At 72.7% G+C, this 19,806-nt stretch carries 19 protein-coding genes and 1 pseudogene; 11 read left to right on the top strand and 9 right to left on the bottom strand.

All coding sequences use genetic code 11. The features are described from left to right. Positions 1-207 precede the first annotated feature (207 nt). Positions 208-1,176 (bottom strand): diacylglycerol kinase family protein, encoded by a 969-nt coding sequence (locus tag L6E17_RS07785; protein ID WP_236240023.1) that lies wholly within the window; start codon positions 1,174-1,176, stop codon positions 208-210. 68 nt (positions 1,177-1,244) lie between these two features. On the opposite strand from L6E17_RS07785, the gene L6E17_RS07780 reads away from it, so the two are divergent. Next, positions 1,245-1,673, top strand: coding sequence for a hypothetical protein (locus tag L6E17_RS07780; protein WP_236240022.1), 429 nt, complete (start codon positions 1,245-1,247; stop codon positions 1,671-1,673). An 81-nt stretch (positions 1,674-1,754) separates the two neighbouring features. Here the strand turns inward: L6E17_RS07780 and L6E17_RS07775 are convergent, their stop codons facing one another. From L6E17_RS07775 to L6E17_RS07760, 4 genes and pseudogenes are all read right to left on the bottom strand, one after another. Continuing rightward, complete coding sequence (locus L6E17_RS07775; RefSeq protein ID WP_374109011.1) at positions 1,755-2,741, bottom strand: RNA polymerase sigma factor SigF; 987 nt, start codon at positions 2,739-2,741, stop codon at positions 1,755-1,757. Then, the gene (locus L6E17_RS07770) at positions 2,738-3,151 is read right to left on the bottom strand and encodes an anti-sigma regulatory factor (RefSeq protein WP_071270557.1); all 414 of its coding nucleotides are present in this window, start codon (positions 3,149-3,151) and stop codon (positions 2,738-2,740) included. Before L6E17_RS07770 ends, L6E17_RS07775 begins: the two co-directional genes overlap by 4 nt. A 240-nt stretch (positions 3,152-3,391) precedes the next feature. Then, positions 3,392-4,374, bottom strand: a pseudogene (locus L6E17_RS07765) (1-aminocyclopropane-1-carboxylate deaminase/D-cysteine desulfhydrase). A 555-nt stretch (positions 4,375-4,929) separates the two neighbouring features. Next, positions 4,930-5,520 carry an N-acetylmuramoyl-L-alanine amidase gene (locus tag L6E17_RS07760; protein ID WP_236240020.1) on the bottom strand — a complete coding sequence of 197 codons (591 nt, stop codon included), beginning with the start codon at positions 5,518-5,520 and terminating at the stop codon, positions 4,930-4,932. Between the two features lie 255 nt (positions 5,521-5,775). Here L6E17_RS07760 and L6E17_RS07755 point away from each other — a divergent pair, with 255 nt between their 5' ends. The 3 genes from L6E17_RS07755 (at position 5,776) to L6E17_RS07745 (ending at position 9,771) form a co-directional block, all read left to right on the top strand. Continuing rightward, entirely contained in the window at positions 5,776-7,200 is a 1,425-nt protein-coding gene (locus L6E17_RS07755) for a family 2B encapsulin nanocompartment shell protein (protein ID WP_236240019.1), read from the top strand. 144 nt (positions 7,201-7,344) lie between these two features. Then, the gene (locus tag L6E17_RS07750; protein WP_236240396.1) at positions 7,345-8,406 is read left to right on the top strand and encodes a family 2 encapsulin nanocompartment cargo protein polyprenyl transferase; all 1,062 of its coding nucleotides are present in this window, start codon (positions 7,345-7,347) and stop codon (positions 8,404-8,406) included. Positions 8,407-9,315: 909 nt separating this feature from the next. Then, entirely contained in the window at positions 9,316-9,771 is a 456-nt protein-coding gene (locus tag L6E17_RS07745; protein WP_236240018.1) for a DUF6304 family protein, read from the top strand. Positions 9,772-10,202: 431 nt separating this feature from the next. Here the strand turns inward: L6E17_RS07745 and snpA are convergent, their stop codons facing one another. Continuing rightward, entirely contained in the window at positions 10,203-10,847 is a 645-nt protein-coding gene (gene snpA, locus L6E17_RS07740; protein WP_236240395.1) for a snapalysin, read from the bottom strand. A 225-nt stretch (positions 10,848-11,072) separates the two neighbouring features. Here snpA and L6E17_RS07735 point away from each other — a divergent pair, with 225 nt between their 5' ends. The 3 genes from L6E17_RS07735 to L6E17_RS07725 all read left to right on the top strand — a co-directional run bounded on the left by L6E17_RS07735 (position 11,073) and on the right by L6E17_RS07725 (position 13,982). Further along, positions 11,073-12,029, top strand: coding sequence for a LysR family transcriptional regulator (locus L6E17_RS07735; RefSeq protein ID WP_236240017.1), 957 nt, complete (start codon positions 11,073-11,075; stop codon positions 12,027-12,029). A gap of 399 nt (positions 12,030-12,428) precedes the next feature. After that, positions 12,429-12,638, top strand: a complete 210-nt coding sequence (locus tag L6E17_RS07730; protein WP_236240016.1) for a hypothetical protein — start codon at positions 12,429-12,431, stop codon at positions 12,636-12,638. Between the two features lie 213 nt (positions 12,639-12,851). Further along, on the top strand, positions 12,852-13,982 hold the full coding sequence (locus tag L6E17_RS07725; protein WP_236240015.1) for a DUF5677 domain-containing protein: 1,131 nt from the start codon (positions 12,852-12,854) through the stop codon (positions 13,980-13,982). 140 nt (positions 13,983-14,122) lie between these two features. Here the strand turns inward: L6E17_RS07725 and L6E17_RS07720 are convergent, their stop codons facing one another. Both L6E17_RS07720 and L6E17_RS07715 read right to left on the bottom strand, forming a co-directional pair. After that, on the bottom strand, positions 14,123-14,653 hold the full coding sequence (locus L6E17_RS07720) for an NUDIX domain-containing protein (RefSeq protein WP_236240014.1): 531 nt from the start codon (positions 14,651-14,653) through the stop codon (positions 14,123-14,125). A 1-nt stretch (position 14,654) separates the two neighbouring features. After that, positions 14,655-16,010 (bottom strand): tetratricopeptide repeat protein, encoded by a 1,356-nt coding sequence (locus L6E17_RS07715; RefSeq protein WP_236240013.1) that lies wholly within the window; start codon positions 16,008-16,010, stop codon positions 14,655-14,657. Between the two features lie 223 nt (positions 16,011-16,233). On the opposite strand from L6E17_RS07715, the gene L6E17_RS07710 reads away from it, so the two are divergent. The 4 genes from L6E17_RS07710 to L6E17_RS07695 all read left to right on the top strand — a co-directional run bounded on the left by L6E17_RS07710 (position 16,234) and on the right by L6E17_RS07695 (position 19,250). After that, a complete protein-coding gene (locus tag L6E17_RS07710; RefSeq protein ID WP_236240012.1) occupies positions 16,234-16,983 on the top strand; it encodes a hypothetical protein in 750 nt (249 codons plus the stop codon). A gap of 79 nt (positions 16,984-17,062) precedes the next feature. Then, on the top strand, positions 17,063-17,974 hold the full coding sequence (locus tag L6E17_RS07705; RefSeq protein WP_236240011.1) for a phosphotransferase: 912 nt from the start codon (positions 17,063-17,065) through the stop codon (positions 17,972-17,974). Position 17,975: 1 nt separating this feature from the next. Continuing rightward, on the top strand, positions 17,976-18,668 hold the full coding sequence (locus L6E17_RS07700; protein WP_236240010.1) for a bifunctional 2-polyprenyl-6-hydroxyphenol methylase/3-demethylubiquinol 3-O-methyltransferase UbiG: 693 nt from the start codon (positions 17,976-17,978) through the stop codon (positions 18,666-18,668). Between the two features lie 33 nt (positions 18,669-18,701). Next, positions 18,702-19,250, top strand: a complete 549-nt coding sequence (locus L6E17_RS07695) for an HAD domain-containing protein (protein WP_236240009.1) — start codon at positions 18,702-18,704, stop codon at positions 19,248-19,250. 141 nt (positions 19,251-19,391) lie between these two features. Here L6E17_RS07695 and sodN read toward each other — a convergent pair whose 3' ends face one another. After that, positions 19,392-19,787, bottom strand: a complete 396-nt coding sequence (sodN, locus tag L6E17_RS07690; protein ID WP_236240008.1) for a superoxide dismutase, Ni — start codon at positions 19,785-19,787, stop codon at positions 19,392-19,394. Between the last annotated feature and the right edge of the window lie 19 nt (positions 19,788-19,806).

The following is a 19,806-nucleotide window of genomic DNA, read 5'->3' as shown; positions in this document are numbered from 1 at the left end:
AGATGAGGAGGGGTTCTGGCTCTCTCTGGAGGCCGGTGTTGCGGGCCGTCCCGATCGCCACGTAGAGACTCGCAAACCTCGACGGCGGATACAACCCCTTCCGAGAAGTTTTTTTGGATTCCTCGGTGTCGGCTCCGTCACAGCCGTACTTCTTAGGGGTGGACCCCAGCCCATACGTTCGAGATAAAGGGCCAACGGCCCTTCCACTCACACAATCACACCCAGTGCACGGCGAACGCCTGTGAACTTCACGCTCGTACGCAGCCCCAGGTGGTCTCCATCCATCTGGAACGGCAGCGGCACCTTCGAATGCAAGGTGAACTCGGTTTCGTCATGCAGCGACACCGCGTGCCTGCCCTGCGGGCCGCGCTCCGGTGTCGACGTGAGCAGCTGCGTCGCGTACCGGGCGACCGCCGGCGCGGACAGCGTGCTCAGCGCCAGCACGTCGAGCGCCGTGTCGAAGGAGGCCTCCGGTGCCGCGTACACCGGACGGTTGCCGAGGTACGTCCACGGGGCGGTGTTGCAGATGAGCGACAGGACCAGGTCGTCGACCGGGGCGTGGCCCGGCCGCTCCAGGGTGATCGTGCCGCGTCTGCGGTGCGGGTCGCCGAGGAGCTGGCGGACCACCTGGCGCAGGTACAGCGCGTGCGTCGACCGCTTGCCCAGCTCCCGCTGGCGCTCCACCCGGCCCACGACACCCGCGTCGAAGCCGAGGCCGGCGCAGAACGTGAACCACCGGGCGGGCACCCCCTCGTCCTCGCTGCCGGGCGAGCCCTCCGCCAGGCCGAGCCCCACGGTGCGGCTGCGGCGCTCGCGCAGCGCGTCCAGGATCGCGCCGGTCGCCTCCACGGCGTCGTTCGGCAGTCCGAGGGCGCGGGCGAAGACGTTCGTGGACCCACCCGGCACCACGGCCAGCCGCGGCAGCCGGTCCGGGTCGGGGCCCCCGTGCAGCAGACCGTTCACGACCTCGTTGACGGTGCCGTCACCGCCCAGGGCCACGACCAGGTCGACGTCCTGGGACTCGGCGGCCCGGCGGGCCAGGTCGCGGGCGTGCCCCCGGTACTCGGTGGTCGCCGCCTCCAGTTTGACCTCGCTGGCCAGCGCGTGGATCAGCACGTCCCGGGTGCGGGCACTCGTGGTGGTGGCTGCCGGGTTGACCACGAGAAGTGCACGCATGACCGCCAGGGTACCTACCGCGGGGTACCGCGCCCAGGGGGCCCCAGACGCCGGGCTACCCTGCAAGGGTGAGTACCGAGCCGAACCCCGCCTCCCCGTCCGCGCCGCGCCCCACCGCCGTGACGGCCGCCGCGGCCGTGGCGGGCCTGGAGGCGCTCGCCCTCATCGCCGGTGGACTGTACGTCCTGGTCAGCACCCTGACAGGGCGGCCCGACGGGGTGGTGCAGGCCGTGTCGGGCGGGCTCACCCTGATCGTGCTGGGCGTCATCCCCCTCCTGGCCGCCCGCGGCCTGCTGCAGCTGCGCCGCTGGAGCCGCGGCCCGGCGATCATCATGCAGATCATGGCGCTGCCGGTGGCGGGGACGCTGATCCAGGCCACGGGCGCCGCCGTGCCGGCCGGAGTGGTGCTGGGAGCGGCGGCGCTCGCGGCGCTCGCCCTGCTCCTGAACCCGGCCACCACCCGCGCCCTCGGCATCATCCCGCCGGACGGGGCCTGACACCTGCGGGGCGCCGGCCCGGCCCGCCGGCCCCGGCAGGGCGGAGCGGGGGCGGTACGGGGGGCGTTGCGGCCCCCCGTGTCACTCCTCCACCAGCAGCCTCTCGCGGAGCTGGGCCAGCGTGCGGGCCAGCAGCCGCGACACGTGCATCTGGGAGATGCCGACTTCCTGGGCGATCTGCGACTGGGTCATGTTGCCGAAGAAGCGGAGCAGCAGGATGCGCTTCTCCCGCGGGGGCAGGTCCTCCAGCAGCGGCTTGAGGGACTCCCGGTACTCCACGCCCTCCAGCGCCTCGTCCTCCGCGCCGAGCGTGTCCGCGACCGCCGGGGCCTCGTCGTCCGTGTCGGGGACGTCCAGGGACAGCGTCGAGTACGCGTTCGCCGACTCCAGGCCCTCCAGGACCTCCTCCTCGGAGATGCCCAGCTTCTCCGCGAGCTCGTGGACCGTGGGGGAGCGGCCGTGCAGCTGCGACAGCTCCGCCGTCGCCGACGTCAGGGACAGGCGCAGCTCCTGCAGCCGGCGCGGCACCCGCACCGCCCAGCCCTTGTCGCGGAAGTGGCGCTTGATCTCGCCGACCACCGTGGGGGTGGCGTACGTGGAGAACTCCACGCCCCGCTCCGGGTCGAACCGGTCCACCGACTTGATCAGGCCGATCGTGGCGACCTGCGTCAGGTCGTCCAACGGCTCCCCCCGGTTGCGGAACCGGCGGGCGAGGTGCTCGACCAGCGGCAGGTGCATGCGCACCAGCTGGTTGCGCAGCTCCGCCCGCTCCGGCGAACCGTCCGGCAGCTGCCGGAGCCGGACGAACATCGCCCGCGCGCCGCTGCGGTCCTGGCCGTCCGCCTGCTGCGTCCGGGTCCCGCCCGGCCGCCGACCGTGCCCGTTCTCGCTTCCGCTCTCACTCATCTGCGCCGCCCGCTTCGCCCGCGCCTGGTAGGGCGCCTCCGCAAGACCGTCCTCCGGATGCGGCCGCGCCTGCTGCTCCGGGATGCCCGGGGCGCCCTCCGCCGCGCGGGGCGCCCTGGGGCCGCGCTCCTCGTTCCGCACCGGACCGCCCCCGTCCCTCACGCCGGCCCGGGACCCGCGCCGCGCTGTTTGTACAGGCTGATCGAGACCGTGTTGTCCTCGGCGACCGACGAGTCCACCTTGCCGGCCAGGGCCGACAGGACCGTCCACGCGAACGTGTCCCGTTCCGGCGCCCGCCCGTCGGTCGTCGGCGCCGACACCGTGACCTCCAGGGAGTCGTCGATGAGCCGGAACACGCAGCTGAGCACCGAGCCGGCCACGGCCTGCTGCAACAGGATCGCGCAGGCCTCGTCGACCGCGATGCGCAGGTCCTCGATCTCGTCGAGGGTGAAGTCCAAACGCGCCGCCAGGCCGGCCGTGGCCGTACGCAGCACGGACAGGTAGGCACCCGCAGCGGGCAGCCGGACTTCCACGAAGTCCTGGGTCCCGGGCTCGCCTGCGATCTGGGACACCCTCACCTCCAAGGTGGCACAAACTCTTTCGGGGTCCGGGGGAAGCGAGATCTCCCCGGAACCGTGCGGTACGCAGGAGTGCGTAGTCGCCGTGACGCTATCGCGATCCATGGTGCCGTGTCGCCGGGGCCCCTGGTCCCAGCGCCTGTCACTCATGGTAAGCACATGGGTACGTACAGTGGCTAGAGGTTTGCGGGGTCCAATCCGGAGCATCCGGCGGAGGGTTGACGTACCCATACCTCACCCCGTCGAACCGTCCCGTCCCAGGGCCGCGCACTCCGGTCCGCCTGTCCCCGCACCCGGCTCCGGGCCGCCCGTCACCACCGCCGCCAGCGCCGTGCCCGGAGCGAAGGCGCCTTCCTGGGCGAGGCGTACCAGCCCGTACAGCATTTTGGCGACATATAGGCGCTCGATGGCGAGCCCATGCCGCGCCCCGAAGTCCTCGGCGAACGCCTCCAGCTCCGGCGTCGTGCGGCCGAAGCCGCCGAAGTGGAAGCGGCCGTCCAGGCTCCACGCGCCCGCCGGCCCTCCGAAGGCCCGGTCCTGGAGCCGCCGCACCTCCCCGCCGAGGAAGTCGCCCCTGAGCACCGGGAACCCCAGCGCCCGCTGGTCCGGTCCCAGACCGGCCGCGAGGCCCGCCAGTGTGCCGCCCGTCCCGCAGGCCACCGCCACGACGTCCGCCCGGCCCCGCAGCTCCCGGCCGAGCTCCACGCAGCCGCCCACCGCGAGCTCGTTGCTGCCGCCCTCCGGCACCACCGCGGTGCCCTCCGGTGCGTCCCGCAGCAGCCGGGCCCGCACCTGCGGGTCGTCCTTCGCCCGGTAGGTGGCCCGGTCCACGAACACCAGCCGCATCCCGTCGGCCGCGCACCGCGCCAGCGACGGGTTCAGCGGCCGGTCCGCGAGCTCCTGGCCCCGGACGACCCCGATGGTGGGCACGCCCAGCAGGCGCCCGGCCGCGGCCGCGGCCCGCAGGTGGTTGGAGTAGGCGCCGCCGAACGTGAGCAGGGGGCGCCCGCCAGCGCGGCCAGGTTCGGGGCCAGCTTGCGCCACTTGTTGCCCACCAGCTCCGGGTGGATCAGGTCGTCGCGCTTGAGCAGCAGCCGCAGCCCGCGGCCGGTGAACCGGTCGTCCTCGACCTCCTGGACGGGCGACGGCAGCCGCGCCCCGGACACCCCGAGCGCCCGGAGCGCTGCGGGGGCCGCGGGCGTACGCGTGTCGTCCATCCGCCCATTGTCCCCCGCGCCTCGCCGCCGCGGCCGAGGGCGGCACGTGCGCCGGCCCGCCCGCCGCGGCGGTCGCTCCCTGCATGCCGCGTCGCGCCAGCCCCGCGGCCGCGCCCCGGCCGTACCGCCGCCGCCCGGCCAGCGGCGCCCTCGGGGCTCCAGGGGCGCCGCGCCCGCACCGCCGGTCGTGCACCGGCCCACGGTGCTCAGGGTGCCGAGTCCGCGCGGCCGCCCGCGCAGGGGCTCGCGGCCCGCCGGTGCCGCGTCACCGCCGCCGGTCGTGCACCGGCCCGCGGTGTCCGGACCGTCGGGCGGCCTGCGCGCTCGGCCGCGCGCCCGGCCGCGCGCCCGGCCGCGCGGGGCCCCGCTGCTCCGGCGTGACGGGCGACGCGGGCGGCACCGGCCTGCGGTGCGGGGCCCGGTCCGGACTCCCGCCGGCGGCCTGCGCCCCTGCCGGGCCTTCTCTGGCCACGCCCCCGGGGCGACCGCGGGGCGTCCCGTACCGCCGCCGGTGCCGGCGGCTCAGCCGCCCCGCCCGCCGCGCGGGAGCGGCGGTCACTTCAGGCGTTCCGCCACCCGCGCGCGCATCCCGTCCATCGTGAAGCCGCGGGGGTCCACCTTCCCCGGCTGCCACTCCAGGTGGCCGATCACCGAGCGTGCCGTCCAGCCGTGCCGGCGGCACACGGCGGCCGCGGCCCGCGCGATGGCGTCCAGCTGGGCCGCCGGCCACGGATCGTCGCCGTTCCCGAGGTTCTCGCACTCGAACCCGTAGAAGCGGCGGTTGCCGTCCGTGTTCGCCTCGTTGACCGGCGGCAGCCCCCGCTCGGCGACCACCGCCCGCAGGACGTCGTCGTCGCCGGGTCCGGCGTGGTTCGCCCGGCCGTACCCCACCAGGTGGACCCGGCCGTCCTTGGTGATCACACCGTGGCACAGCGGGCCCGGCAGGTCCGGCCGGCCGTCGCGGCAGATCTCCACCGTGCGCGCCGCCCCGCGGGTCGCCGTGTGGTGGATCATCACGCCGTGGACGGGCCCCCACGGGCCGGCGTGGTTCCGGTTGCGGGTCCGCCAGCCGTCGACCTCGACGACCGTCAGGCCCTCGGTGCGTAGTGCCTTCAGGAAAGTACCTGCGGAAAGGGGAGTGGCCATGGCGGAAGCGTGCCCTCCGCGAAACCGCCCGCCCGGGCCGTTCGAAAGGTTCCGGACAACGCGATCACTTCCCGCCGGACCCTGCCGCCCGATCCGCCGTGCAGCCCTGAGCGCACCCGCAGGGCGTTCGAAGAACGGCCCGCGCTGCCCCGGCATATGGTCATCCAGTCCCACTCATTTGTGTAATGGCACCCTCACGCCACGTGCTGAAAGCATCCTTCCGGCAGGTCACCTGATGATCGAGAGGGAAAGTCCATGTCGGTTGGTTCGGTTGGTTCGGTCGGCGACGAGGTGCGGGCCGAACAGGCGCCACCGCAGCAGAGCCTCGGCACCGCGGCGGCACGGAACCTGGCCACCACCACCAAGTCGGTCCCCCAGATGCAGGAGATCACCTCGCGGTGGCTCCTGAAGATGCTCCCCTGGGTGCAGGTCCAGGGCGGTGCGTACCGGGTCAACCGGCGCCTCGCGTACGCCATCGGGGACGGCCGCGTCACCTTCGTCCAGACCGGTGAGCGGGTCGAGGTCATCCCCGCCGAGCTGCGCGAACTGCCGGCCCTGCGCGGGTACGACGACGAGGCCGCCCTCACCGAGCTCGCCGGCCGGTGCGCCCAGCGCACGTTCGGGCCCGGCCAGGTCGTCACCGAGGCCGGCGCCCCCAAGGACCGCGTCTACCTCCTCGCCCACGGCAAGGTCGAGAAGATCGGCACCGGGCCGTACGGCGACGAGGCCGTGATCGACGTGCTCGCCGACGGCGCGTACTTCGGCGACACCGCCCTCGTCGACGGCGACGGCACCTGGGAGTACTCCCACCGGGCCGCCACCTCCTGCACGGTGCTGGAGCTCACCCGCGCCGACGTCCTCCACCTCGCGGAGCGGGCCGAGGGCCTGTCCGCCCACCTCGCCGGCGTCGCCGCCCTGCCGCACCAGCGGACCAACCAGCACGGCGAGAAGGAGATCGACCTGGCCGCGGGGCACAGCGGCGAGCCGGTCATCCCGCACACCTTCGTCGACTACGACCCCGCGCCCCGCGAGTACGAGCTCAGCGTCGCCCAGACCGTGCTGAAGGTGCACACCCGCGTCGCGGACCTCTACAACAAGCCGATGAACCAGACCGAGCAGCAGCTGCGGCTCACCGTCGAGGCGCTGCGGGAGCGCCAGGAGCACGAACTGGTCAACAACCCCGAGTTCGGCCTGCTGGCCAACTGCGACTACGGCCAGCGGCTCCAGCCCCACGACGGAGTGCCGAGCCCGGACGACATGGACGAGCTGCTCTCCCGGCGGCGCGGCAGCAAGCTGTTCCTCGCCCACCCCAAGGCCATCGCCGCCTTCGGCCGCGAGTGCAACAGGCGCGGACTGGTCCCCGAGACCATCGACATGGGCGGCCACCGCATCCCGACCTGGCGCGGCGTGCCCCTCTTCCCGTGCGACAAGATCCCGATCAGCGACGCCCGCACCACGTCCATCCTGTGCATGCGCACCGGCGAGGCCGACCAGGGCGTCGTCGGCCTCCACCAGACGGGACTGCCGGACGAGATCGAGCCCAGCCTGTCGTGCCGGTTCATGGGCATCGACGAGCAGGCGATCATCTCGTACCTCGTCACGGCCTACTTCTCCGCCGCGATCCTGGTGCCCGACGCGCTCGGCGTGCTGGAGAACGTCGAGATCGACCGCTGGCGGTGAGACCGGGTACGGGCGGGGGCGCCCTGCACCGTCGCCCCCGCCCGTACCCCTGCCCGCACCCGACCGCGGCCGACCGGTGCGTACGAGCCACGGCCGAGGGGAAGCCCGAGGGGAAGACACGAGCCGGAGGAGGAGACCGTGACGATGACCAGTCCGGACAGGGCCGGGGCGCGGCGGGACGGCGAGGGCGGCCCGGACGCGGCGGCGCTCCTCGGCCGCACCCGCGCCGCCGTCGACCCCGTGCTGCGCACCGCCGTCGACTCGCTGCCGGGGCCGCTGCGGCGCGTCGCCGCCTACCACTTCGGGTGGGAGCACGCGGACGGCGCGCCGGCCGACGGGCGGGCGGGCAAGGCGATCCGGCCGGCCCTCGTGCTGGCCGCGGCCGACGCCCTGGGCGGGGACCCGGCCGACGCGGTGCGGGCGGCCGCCGCCGTCGAACTGGCGCACAACTTCACGCTCCTCCACGACGACATCGTCGACGAGGACCCCACCCGCAGGAACCGGGCCACCGCCTGGTCCGTCTTCGGCGTCCCGGACGCCCTCGTCACCGGCGACGCCATGCTCGCGCTCGCCCTGCGGGTCCTCGCCGACGACGGGCACGAGCAGGCCGGAGCCGCCTCGGCGCGGCTCGCCACGTGCGTGATCGAGCTGTGCGCGGGCCAGCAGGCCGACTGCGCCTTCGAGGACCGCGCCCCGCTGGACGTGTCCCTGGACGAGTGCCTGAGGATGGCCGAGGCCAAGACGGGCGCCCTGCTCGGCTGCGCCTGTGCCATGGGCGCGCTGTACGCGGGGGCCGGCGAGGCGGAGGTGGCCGCCATGGACACCTTCGGGCGTGAGGCGGGACTGGCGTTCCAGCTCATCGACGACCTGATCGGCATCTGGGGCGATCCGGAGCTGACCGGGAAGCCCGCGGGGGCGGACCTCGCCGCCCACAAGAAGTCGCTGCCGGTCGTCGCGGCGCTGACCTCCGGCACGGCGGACGGCGAGGAGCTCGCCGCGCTGTACCGGGGGCCGCTGCTGGAGGAGAAGGACGTCCGGCGCGCGGCGGACGCGGTGGAGCGCGCGGGCGGCCGGGACTGGGCGCAGGCGGAGGCGGGCGACCGCATGGCGCGCGCCCTGGACCAGCTCAGCCTCGCCGTGCCGGACCTGGCGGCGGCGGGCGACCTGCTGGCGCTCGCGGAGTTCGTGACCCGCCGTACGGGCTGACCAGCCGGGGCCCCGGCCCCCGCCCGCCCGGCCGTGCGACACGGCGCGAGCGTGAGGAGCGGGAGCAGGACCGCGGCCCCCGCCCGCCCGGCCGTGCGGGCGCGGGCGGCTCGGCCGGGGCGGGCGGGGGCTTCCGGGGTGCTTCCAAGGCGCTTGGCGGGGTGCTTCCGTGCGGCGGTGCGGGCCCGGATGGACGCCGGTGCCGCGGGCATTCGCGGGCGGCGGGCGCACGCCCGGGGGCCCTGCGGGCCGGACGCGGGTCGGCTTGGCGGGGGTGGGCACATGCCCGGCCCCACCGGGCCGGGCGCGGGTCGGCTGTCCGGCTCTGCGGGGGCGGGCAGGTGGCGGGGGTGGCGGCGCGACGAGATCAACGAGCCGGTCCTCACGGCGTACCCGCAGATCTACGGCTCGGGGACGCCCGTGCGCGGCGGCGCCGCGCCCTCCGTGGCCGACTCCGCCCCGGAGGACGTCCACGCCTTCGGCAGCGGGGTGCTCGTCCGCGCGTACCACCCGCAGGCGCCGGCCGTCGTCGCAGTGCGGCGGCCCACCCTGGAAGCATGGGCGACGTACCGCTGCGGACCGTCCGCGGCCCGCAGGCCGAGCGGGAACCCGCCTGTCCGGCTGCGGGCAGCCCGTCGGTACGGCCATCAGACGACACAAGGTGCTCGGTGCCTGGGTGCCGCGCTGGGAGCCGCTTACCTGCTCCGACGCCGGCCGCGCCCTCTTCGGGAGGACGCCGGGCGAAGCCGAGGTCAGGGCGCACGCCGAGCGCCGCCGGAGGCGCCGCGGCAGGCGCGACGGACGAGCATCCCGGAACGAGCCGGGCAACAGCACCAAGATCGGCTGAAGTCCGGCCGCGGGGGTGTCCGGCTGCGCGCCGGAGCCAGTCATACCGCTACAGTCCGCGCCATGTCATCGGAAGTCTCTGACTCGACGGACGTCTGGACCGGTTGGTACCGGGACCGCCGGGGCGCGGAAGCGATCGTCCTCACGGCGGACGGACGGACCGTCACCACCCGTATCAGGGGTGCGGAGTACACGGGCGGCAGCCTCGCCGCCCTGCGGGCGACGGACGGCAACGGCGGCCTCCCGCTGGCCGGTTGCGTACTGGAGTGGGACCTGCCGCTTCCAGTCGTCCTGGACCATGGGACCCAACAGGGCACGCTCAGCTGCCTGTTGAGCATCGGCGAAGCGCTGTCCGACGGCTCACCCGAGAGAGTGGACCTGCAACTCACGCTGCACTGCGGCGGAGCGGCGTACGAGTCCGGCGTCACCGCCGGCGACTTCGAGCAGGCCCTCGGGCGCATCCTGCGCCAACTCCCGCCCGGGGCGCGGTTCGCCCGCGGACTGCTGGAGGCCGCCTGACCCCACGCCCGGACGACCGGGCGGGGACCTCCACGCGGGGCGCGGTCCCCGCTGCGGCGGTCGCGGCCCGGGACGGTCGGGGCCTTCCCTGCGGTGCGGTCCCCGCGGGGCCTTGCCTTCCCTGCGGGGCGGTCACTGCGGGGCCTTCCCCGCGGTGCGGCGGCCGCGGCCCGAGACGGTCGGGGCGTTCCCGCGGTGCGGTCCCCGCGGTGCGGCGGCCGCGTCATGCGGCCTCCACTCGGATGCGTACACCTCTGGGCGCGGCCGCCCAAGGCCGGGCGGCTGCCGCCGGGGGCCGGGCGGCTGCCGCCGGGGCCGGGCGGCTGCCGCCGGGGCCGGGCGGCTGCCGCCGGGGCCGCGCCCGGTGCGGCGCGGCCCCTCGCGGTCAGGGCACCCGCCGGACGCACCGGTCCGACGGGGCACCCCGAGGGTCAGGAGGCCTTCGCCGAGGCTGCTGCCGCCAGGCCGTAGCGCCACAGGTAGTCCACGCGCCGGCGCTCCTGCTGGTTCGGGACGGCGTTCTGGCAGGACGGGCCCGGGCCGCCGCCCGACATCAGCTCGCTGCACGGCCCCGAGTAGCGGTCCGGCAGCCCGAGGACGTGCCCGGTCTCGTGCGCGGTCACCCGGGTCGAGTTGTAGATCTGGTTCTGCCGGTAGTCCAGGAAGATGTACCCCCGGCCGTGCCCGTCGGTGCTGGCGTACGAGCCGCGCGAGTCGTTGCCCTCGTAGTAGCGGAAGTCCGGGTTGCTGCCCTCCTGGAGCTTCACGTTGCTGACCGAGCTGTTCCAGATCTGCGTGGAGCGGGCTATCTGCGTGCGGAAACCGGGCGCGTTCGCGGCCGAGTAGACCACCGTGACCGCCTGCGCGCCCGGGTTCGCGGCCCGCTTCTTCGCGACCGACTCCATGACGGCCTCGAAGAACGCCCGGTTGGCCTTCGCGTTCTCGGCGGAACCTGCGTACGCGGCGTAGCCCGCGGCGGCGGGCGCGGCGGCGGGCGTGGCCGCGGTGGCCGACGCGGCAGGCAGCGCCGCGCAGGCGGCGGCGACGCCGAGCGCGGCGGCCAGCACGGACCTCAGATACGGGGTGGGGGTTTCATGGGGGGCTCCTTCACCTGTCCGTCCGGACGGCTGGGTGGGCGCGTCCGGCTGCGACAGAGTGTCGGGCAGGCCCCGGGCGGTGCGGAATGATGCCAAGCGGCGATAGCACAGACGCATCGCCACCTCAACTCCCTTGAGACTGACCGGAAATGGCGGGGCGGGTGCGTCTGGTGCGGCGGGCCGGGACCGCCCTACGCTCAGGGCATGGAGCTGGAGGTGAGGCACCTGCGGGCGCTGTGCGCCATCGCCGACACGGGCAGCCTGCACAAGGCCGCCCGCCACCTCGGGATGACGCAGCCGTCCCTCACCACCCAGCTCCGGCGCATCGAGAACGCCCTCGGCGGGGCCCTCTTCACCCGAGGCCGCACCGGCTGCCGCCCCACCCCGCTCGGCCGCACCGTCCTCGGCCGCGCCCGGCCGCTCGTCGCGCAGATGGCGCTGCTGGTCACCGAGACGCGCGCGGCCGCCGCCCGCGCCGACGGCACCCGGCTGCGCGTCGGCTCCACGGCGAGCCGCGCCCTCGCCGGCTGGCTGCGCAGGCTGCGGCAGCGGCTCCCCGGCACCGACGTCGCCCTGCACATGGACGTCTCGGCCGGCGCCCTGCTCCTGGCCGTCGCCGCGGGCCAGCTCGACGTGGCGTTCGTACACGAGGTGGAGGGCTGCCCGCTGCGCGTCCCGCACGGCCTGCGGGGGCGCGTCCTCGTCGAGCGGGAGCCGCAGTTCGTGTCCATGGCCGCCGACCACCCGGCCGCCGCCGCCCAGGTCGTCGACCTCGCGGACCTGGCGCAGGACCGCTGGATGGTCGACCCCAGCGTCGACGGCGAATGGGACGGCCTGCGCCGGGTCCTCGGCGCCGCAGGGATCGATCCGCCCCTGATGTGCGCCGACTACCACACGGCGGCCTCGCTCATCGTCGTCGGCGAGGCCGTCGCCCCCTGCCAGCCGACGTCCGGCCCCCGCGACGACATGGCCATCCGGCCGCTGCACGGCGACCCGCTGGCCGTCCGGTTGCTGCTCTACCACCGGGCGCCCGACGGGCAGCGGCAGACGTACGACACGGCGTACGCCGAACTGGCCGCCGCCTACCGCGAGGCCGCCCTGCGGGCCGCGCCGTACCGGCAGTGGCTGCTGCGCCACGGAAGCCCGCTGCTGTGCGGCTGACCCACCGCCCGAGGTGGCGCCCCGCCGCCGGTCGGCGGCGTCCGGCATCCACCCGGCCCGCGCCTCGCCCGGCAGGTGGTCGCCGCACGGCACCCGCAGCAGCGTCCCCGGGCGCCGCCGACGGCCGGCGCCTCCCGGCCCTCCACGCTGACCCGCCGCCCCTGTCGGCGACCGGGGGCAGGAGGCCTGCACTCGCCCGCCGCGCGGCACGGGGCCGGTGGCGAGCGGTACGGCCTCCACGGCCCGGGCGGCGCGGGAGCGGACGCCACCGCCCGCCCGGCGGTCCGCGCCCCGTCCGGCCCGTACCTGCGGGCGGCGGCCCGGCCCGGCGCAGCCACCACACGATCGGCCCCGCCACGCTGCCCGGTACCCGATCCGACCTGGCCTTACGATCCGGTCGTGGCAGTGGAACTCACGGACGAACTGATCGAACTGGAGCGCGCGGCCTGGGCGGAACAGCAGGCAGGCGCCCTCACGGTGGAGACGGCGGCGAAGGTGCAGGCGGCCATCACCGCCCACGCCCAGGCCACCGGCCAGAACCGCTACGACGTCGAAACGGCCCTCAAGAAGGCCGTCCGCCACCCCGCCCCCGCACCGGACGCCGACTGACCTCCCGCCGGCGCCCCCGGGCTATGCACCGCGGGGCCGCCACGGGTGTCGAGCATCCATGGGGCGGTGCTCTCGGGCAGGGGGCACGGCTTCAGCGGCGTGGAGCCGCCGGCCAGGAGGCTCGCTCCTGCCGATTTGATCAGGGTCGGAAAATGCGTGCAGTCTCTGCCGTCCCGAGTTAAAGTGCGGCAGAACTCACACCAGAGGACCATCATGCTCGGAAAGTTCAAACGTACGCGTCACGTCGACGGCGATTTCCTCACGCGCGCAATTGAAGATGCTGTGCTGGACCAGCTCCGAAAAGGTTTGGATCCTGAGCGCGTCGGCGACCTGATCTCCACTGCGGTCCCCGATGTGATTAACGAATTGGCGCCTCAGTTGGCTGCCGCGATGATAAAGGACAAGCGAACGCTCCGAGCGAATAAGCGCATAGATCGTCGGTTCGATCGGAGACTCCAGAAGAAGTGGGGTAAAGCCCTCGATCTTTACTGGGTCCTTCATTCGGTGTGTGCCGAATTGGGTGAGAGGGAGGCACACAAGAAGAGGGAGAGCCTGGCGCCCGCTCAGGAGCACACGCTGGAAGCCCTTACGGGTCTTCATGTCACCGCTTGTCGCATAGCAGGCGAGGTTCTTACCCTTCTCTCGCATGGGCATCCAAGGGGCGCCATGGCGCGATGCCGCACGCTTCATGAGACGGCTGTCATCGCTTGCGTGATTGCAGACGCAGCCGCCGACCCTGACCATCATGACCTCGCCGAACGATTTCTTGATCACGAAATCGTTGGATTGAGGCGTGACGCTCTCCAGTTCCAAAGGGATCACGCAACTCTTGGCGAGGAGCCGCTTGAGCAGGCGTACGTTGACGAGCTCGAAAAGCGATACGCTGAAGTGCTCGCGAAATATGGGCAGAGCTTCAAGCGTGATTACGGATGGGCCAAGAGATTTTCACCGGATGATAACCTGCGCAAGCTGGAGGAGAAAACCTCCCTGAGCCATGTGCGCCCCTATTATCAATGGGCAAGCAGTGAGGTGCATTGTGGTGCCAGGGGGCTCGGCCAGAACTTCATAGAATACCGAGGGCTTGTCCTGCGGGATGCTGGAAAGGCTAATGTAGGGCTTATCGATCCGGCGATCATGGCGCTCAACTCGTTGATTCAGGTTACGTTCTCTCTTGCGGTTAGCGGAGCTCCGGAAGGTCCAGATATTGAGGCGCTTCTTTGCGTGCGGGCGATTGAGGAAATCAGGTCGGCTTGTTCGCGCGCCTTTGAGGATGCGCAAGTCGAAATTGATCGTGCCGAGGAGAGAATTGTGAAGCGCATGCAGAGGAAGAATGTCAGCCACTGACTGGCAGCGTCTGCTTGCCATGGGCTTTGCGTCGGCTGGGTGTGCCTGCTCTGCTGAGAACGGGATCGCCGCCCCACCAGGAGGCAGGCTCAATTGGTGACGGGCCGCCCTGGCAACTAGTCGCGCCGCAGTTGACGCTTCTAATGCCAGCCGTCGAGGGAGACCTCCGGGCCTCCCGTGAGGTATCGGTGAAGGGCGCTTGAAGTGGTGTCGACGAAATTCTCGGGTACTGCGTCGGCGTCAACCCACAGGACCTGGGAGTGCTTGCGGGGTTCGCGGTTCTCGGGTTCGCCGGTCCATTCGTGGGCGGCGAAGACGACGGTGAGGAAGCCGTTGGGGGCCTCGACGCCCCAGGCACCGTGGATGACGTGGGCGACCTTGAGAGACTCGGGCTTCACGGTCAGACCGGTCTCTTCGTAGAGCTCGCGGACAGCCGTCTCGGTGATCGGCTCGCCAGGTTCGCTCTTGCCGACGGGAAGGTCCCACATTCCCTGGGCGAACTTCGCGTTCTCGCTGCGCTGGAGGAGGATGACGCGGTTGGTGGCCTTGTCGTGGACGATGACCGCGGCGACCAGCAGGGTCATGGATTCGAGCGCCGGCTTGAGGGCCTTCGGCTGGTCGTCGGTCTGCTGGGCCACGGTGTTCCCTTCGTCGGGCGGGTTGTTGGGCATGTTAGGCGAGGGCCTCGCGGGCGCGGCGAGCGAGATCAGCGGCACCGGGCACTTTGCGCCTCTGGTAGACCGCGAGAGTGGAGCGGATCGAGGTGATCGCCTTGCGGGTGCGGTCGGAGGTCATGCCCTCCATGAGGACCAGGGCCTGGGTCCAGGCGGCAACGGCCTCGTCGGCGCGTGCCTGGGCGGCGAGGCTGTCGCCGAGGTCTGCGTGGGTGAGGGCGTGGACGCGCTTGTACTTCTCCGGGTCCCAGCGGGTGAGGGCGTCTCGGTGCTGCTGTTCGGTGCCGATGTGGTCGGCGAGGTCAGTCAGGGTGCGGGCGGTGTGGCTGGCCACGGTGCCCGCGGCGGGGCCGCTCACACGGGAGTAGCTGGGCTGAGGGCCGTCGTCCCGTAGGAGGGCGTCTTCGGCGGCGAGCAGGGCGCGCGCAGCCGATGGGTGCTCGTTGGTGGCGGCGTAGGCGCGGGCGTGGGTGATGTGAAGGAGGGCCTCGGTCTGGCCGTCGACGTGGCCGAGGCCGCGCTTCAGGGCGCCTTCGACGAGGTCGACGCAGTGGTGGGGCTGTTTGAGGCTGAGGGCCTGGTGGGCGAGGGCGCGCATCATCCAGGAGGCGTGGCCGTAGGGGTCGGCTTCGCAGGCGAGCTTGTAGCCGACCTGGTAGTAGCGCTGGGCGGCGCCTTCCTCGCCGAGGTCGTGGTGCTTCCACCCCGCGAGGTAGGCGAGTTCGGCGACGGCACCAAAGGCCGCCCGACGTAAGGCTTCGCTGGGGAAGCGTCCGCGGAGCATGGGGGCGGCTGTGTCGGCGAGGTACGCGGTGACGGTGGTCAGGCCGTGCCCGCCGCCGAGGCGCTCGTCGGCGGCGCTGAAGGCCGCGGTGATCTGCCGTACGACGTCCACGTCCTCTGCCCCGACCACGGACGTGCCGGTGCGGGCGCGGAGCATGCGGGCAGTGGCTTCGTGGTCGTATCCGAGCGGCATGGCGACGCCGGCGGTGGTGAAGGCCGCGATGGCGAGGAAGCGGCGGCGCTCGACGTCGGCACGGCCCAGGTCGGTGGCGGCGAGGACAGGGTCGGATGCCGTCGGTGCTTCGTCATCGCTGGCCTGGAGGCCGATCTCGGTCTGGGTGACCATGCGCCTCGCTCGGCGGGACAGCGCCTCGGCCAGGTACTGGCCTACCCGGCCCGACGGGGCGCGGGTGCCGTTCACCCAGTGCGAGATGGCCGACTTGTTGGTCTGGAGGATCTCGCCGTTCTCGGCGGCGATGCGCCGCACGTCTCTGGCGAGGGCCTCGTAGGTGCAGTCGACCGCCGCGATGACGTCGCGCAGACGGGAGTTGGGTTCTCTCTGCGCCGCCACGATCGCCTCCGCCCTGGAGCTGTAAACCGCGTATACCGCTTCAACTGCACTCCACCGTACCCACTGAGCGTGACCACCGGTTCACTTATCAGCAGCCGCCCGGAACGGCACGACCGTGATCCAGGCTCCCCCTTGGTCCGGGCGGCACCCCGAAGTTCCGTACGCCCACACCGGGCTCGGGCATTCCTGTGCCCGAACCCGGCCGATCAGAGACGGAGACACGGTGACCACCATCGACACCACGGCCATCACGGTCGAGCTGCCCGAGGCGTTCGACCCGCGCTGGAGCCGCCTGCCCGGCATCCAGGTCGACGGCCGGCGCATCACGATCGACCCGGCCGAGTACTTCTTCCGCTTCGAGTCGAACACCTGGCTCGTCGCCGACTGGGAGCTGGTCAAGGCCCAGCTCCTGGAAGTGGACGAGACGACCGAGAGCGCGGTCGAGCAGCTCGCGCTCGACTTCATCAAGCAGCACAGCGAGTCCACCTCCGACGCCGCCCGCGTCGTGGCCACCGCGTACGAGGTGTACGCCTACCTCTTCCGCGACGAGCACCTGGCCGGCCTCGGCCTCCCGCAGATCACCGCCGACCACCTGCGGATGCTCCGCGAGGCCGCCACGCTCATGGCGCTCAACAAGGTCGAGCTCGACGGGCACATCTCCAACGTCGGCCCGTGCTGGTTCTTCCCCGCCGCCACCTCCGTCGTCTTCGACCTGGACGACGAGATGGGCGGCATGCTCGATGAGGTCTACCACGGCGGCTGGTTCAACGAGCACCGCCGGATCGAGTCCATCAAGGCCCACGCCGCGCTCGGCGGCCGGCTCGTGCACGGCTGCCAGTCCGTGCCGGACCAGTCCGGCGGCGTGGTCGCGCCCTACGGTGCCTCGATGGCGAACTTCCGCGACGACCTCGCCGCGTTCAAGGCGGGCTGGATCGAGCAGGTCTACGCCCACCGCGTGAACCCCGTCGCGTAACCCCACCCGATCAGGCTCCGGGGCGGGTCGGCATCTCCCGCCCGCCCCGGACGCCACCACCCCTCCCCGGAGCACTCACGTGACCACGAACCCCAGCGCCGAACTCCTCGACAACCTGCTCACCGCGACCGGCCAGGCCACCGCCGTACGGGAGGAGGTACGCGTGTGGTCCATGTCCGGCGTCGAGCGCGTCACCTTCCCCGACGATGCCACCGCCATCTTCAAGTACGCCAAGAAGCCCTTCGACAGCGAGGACCAGGCCCTCCGCCTGGCCCACACCCTCGGCGTACCCGTCCCCCAGGTCCACGCCTCCGCCGTCCTGGACGGCTGGCTCGGCATGCTCATGGAGGACCTCGGACCGTCCGTCCGCGAGGCCGACGACCTCGACGGCGTCGCCGCAGCCGTGATCCTGCACAGCACCCGTACGGCTCCTCCCTTGCCCGTCCTCGACCAGGAGCGGCTGCGCACGCTGCCGGCCCGGGCGCTGGAGCACCTCGAACGGCTGCGCAAGGCCGAGCGGTGGCAGGACGCCTACGACGTCGAGGACGCGCTCGACCGGATCGCCCAGGCCGCCAAGGCCCGCTCGGCCGGAGCGACGCTGGAGCCGTTCGGTTGGGTGCACTCCGAGTTTCACCCCACCAGCCTCCACATCAGTGAGCGGGGGTGGCGGCTGCTCGACTTCGCCCGCGCCTTCACCGGCCCCGGCCTGCTCGACCTCGCCAGCTGGCACGGCACCATCGATCCGTCGCACCCCGTGCGCCTGCGCGTCTTCCTGGAGCAGTACGTCACCGCTGGCGGCACCCCCGACGCCCTCGCCCCGCGCGGCGGGCTCACCGTCGAGAACTGGGCCCTGGGATGGCACCGCATGTGGGCCGTCGAGTGGTTCATGGAGCAGGCCGTCCGCTGGATCAACGACCCGGCCACCGACCCCGCCTATATCAAGGCCGTCCGCCGCCACCTCACCGATGTCCTCCACCTCCTGGAGATCTGACGTGCTAGCCCAGGCATCCCCCTGGCACGCCCACGCCCTCCAGCGCACCGCCGCCGGACTCGCCGAACCCCTGGCCGTACCCGCCCGGATGGAATGGACCACCAGACCCGGCCAAGGCCCCGGAGCAGAGATCCTGGGCCCCGACCTACGCGGCAAGCGACTCCTGGAAGTCGGCTGCGGCCCCGGCCACAACGCCGCCCACCTCGCCACCCGCCACGGGGCTCACGTCACCGGCATCGACCTGGTCGGCCTCCAGATCCGCCGCGCCCGCTCCCACTACGGGCGGCTGAACAACCTCACCTTCGTCGCCGGCCACGCCCTGCACTACCTGCATGCCTCCGACGAGCAGTTCGACGCGGTCTACTCCGTCTTCGGCGCCGTCGGCCTCGTCGCCCCCGAGCTCCTGTTGCCGGCCATTGCGCAGCGCCTCATGCCCGGACGAGTGCTCGCCTTCTCCGTCCCCCACCCGCAGCGTGGCGGCCGAAGCCCTTCAGGCGACGACCGGCCCCGCCGCGACTTCGTCACCCTCCCCGACCGCTCCCGGCTCCCCATCGCCCGATGGGAGTTCTCCACGGGCCGCTGGAAGAAGCACCTCAGCCGGGCGGGCTTCTGGCTCACCTCTGCCCAGGAGTTCCACGACCCCCGCATGGGCCACTGGCCCACCACCCTGCTGATCCGCGCCCGCAAGCTCTGACAGCCCCCGTCCGGCTTCCCCCCGGAGGAACCGATGCGCCCGCCCTACCTGCTTCTCGACATCGACGGCGTCCTCATACCCTTCCCCGACGAGCACGGCTCGACCCCGGCCACGCACGCCTGCCACGACGTCGTCCCCGCCGGCCGCAGCGCCCACAACCCGGTCACCGTCTGGCTCAACCCCGACCACAGCCGCCTGCTCATGGACGTCATCCGCACCGGCCTGGTCGCCCCGGTCTGGTGCACCAGCTGGCGACAGGACGCCACCACCCTCATCGGCCCGCTTCTGGGCCTCCCGGACCTGCCGTACGTCGACTTGCCGCGCCCTCAGATCACCACCAGCCACCCCAACGGCTATCTCTGGAAGCGCGACCACGTCGACGCCTGGCTGGGCGACGCCCCCGCCGTCTGGATCGACGACGACTTCACCAGCCTCGACCATGAATGGGCCGCAGCCCGCACCATCCGAGGTGCGGCAACCCTCCTGATCCAGCCTGATCCCCGTGCCGGTCTGTGCGCTGGGCACCTGGCCACGGTCCGGGCATGGGCGGGGCGGCTCGTCATGCTCGGCGAGGGCGGCTGACGAAGATCCGCAGTGTCTTTCCGACCGTGTCGTCTCCCGTGCGCCTCCCAGAAGGCCCAGAAACACGGAACGGCCCGACCCGCGGGGTGCGGGTCGGGCCGTTCTCGCCTGCGGGGACCGCAGGGGCGGGATCTCGGAAGGTCAGGCCTTCTTCGTCTCCCAGAAGATCCGGTCGATCTCGGCGATGAGCTCCAGGGCCTTCTCGCCGGTCTTCGGGTCCGTCGACGCCTTGGCGGCCGACAGGGCCTTCAGGGTGTCGTTGACCAGGGAGTGGAGCTCCGGGTACTTCTCGAAGTGCGGAGGCTTGAAGTAGTCGCTCCACAGCACCGAGACATGGTGCTTGGCCAGTTCGGCGCGCTGCTCCTTGATGACCGTCGCGCGCGCCTGGTAGTGCGGGTCGTCGTTGGCGGCCATCTTCTCCTGGACGGCCTTGACCGACTCGGCCTCGATACGGGCCTGGGCCGGGTCGTAGACGCCGCAGGGAAGGTCGCAGTGCGCGCTGACCTTCACCTTGGGGGCAAACAGGCGGGAGAGCATGAAGCTGTCCTTCCTCGTG

This window comes from Streptomyces sp. CC228A, from assembly GCF_021390935.1.
GTDB lineage: Bacteria > Actinomycetota > Actinomycetes > Streptomycetales > Streptomycetaceae > Streptomyces.
Note: the sequence above shows the minus strand (reverse complement) of the source record. Positions and strands in the feature narration are given on the sequence as shown.

Bases quoted from the DNA above. Each gene is read 5' to 3' on its own strand.
- L6E17_RS07785 (WP_236240023.1), bottom strand. From the start codon at position 1,176: ATGCGTGCACTTCTCGTGGTCAACCCGGCAGCCACCACCACGAGTGCC.
- L6E17_RS07760 (WP_236240020.1), bottom strand. From the start codon at position 5,520: ATGGCCACTCCCCTTTCCGCAGGTACTTTCCTGAAGGCACTACGCACC.
- L6E17_RS07755 (WP_236240019.1), top strand. From the start codon at position 5,776: ATGTCGGTTGGTTCGGTTGGTTCGGTCGGCGACGAGGTGCGGGCCGAA.
- L6E17_RS07750 (WP_236240396.1), top strand. From the start codon at position 7,345: ATGACCAGTCCGGACAGGGCCGGGGCGCGGCGGGACGGCGAGGGCGGC.
- L6E17_RS07745 (WP_236240018.1), top strand. From the start codon at position 9,316: ATGTCATCGGAAGTCTCTGACTCGACGGACGTCTGGACCGGTTGGTAC.
- L6E17_RS07735 (WP_236240017.1), top strand. From the start codon at position 11,073: ATGGAGCTGGAGGTGAGGCACCTGCGGGCGCTGTGCGCCATCGCCGAC.
- L6E17_RS07725 (WP_236240015.1), top strand. From the start codon at position 12,852: ATGCTCGGAAAGTTCAAACGTACGCGTCACGTCGACGGCGATTTCCTC.
- L6E17_RS07720 (WP_236240014.1), bottom strand. From the start codon at position 14,653: ATGCCCAACAACCCGCCCGACGAAGGGAACACCGTGGCCCAGCAGACC.
- L6E17_RS07695 (WP_236240009.1), top strand. From the start codon at position 18,702: ATGCGCCCGCCCTACCTGCTTCTCGACATCGACGGCGTCCTCATACCC.
- sodN (WP_236240008.1), bottom strand. From the start codon at position 19,787: ATGCTCTCCCGCCTGTTTGCCCCCAAGGTGAAGGTCAGCGCGCACTGC.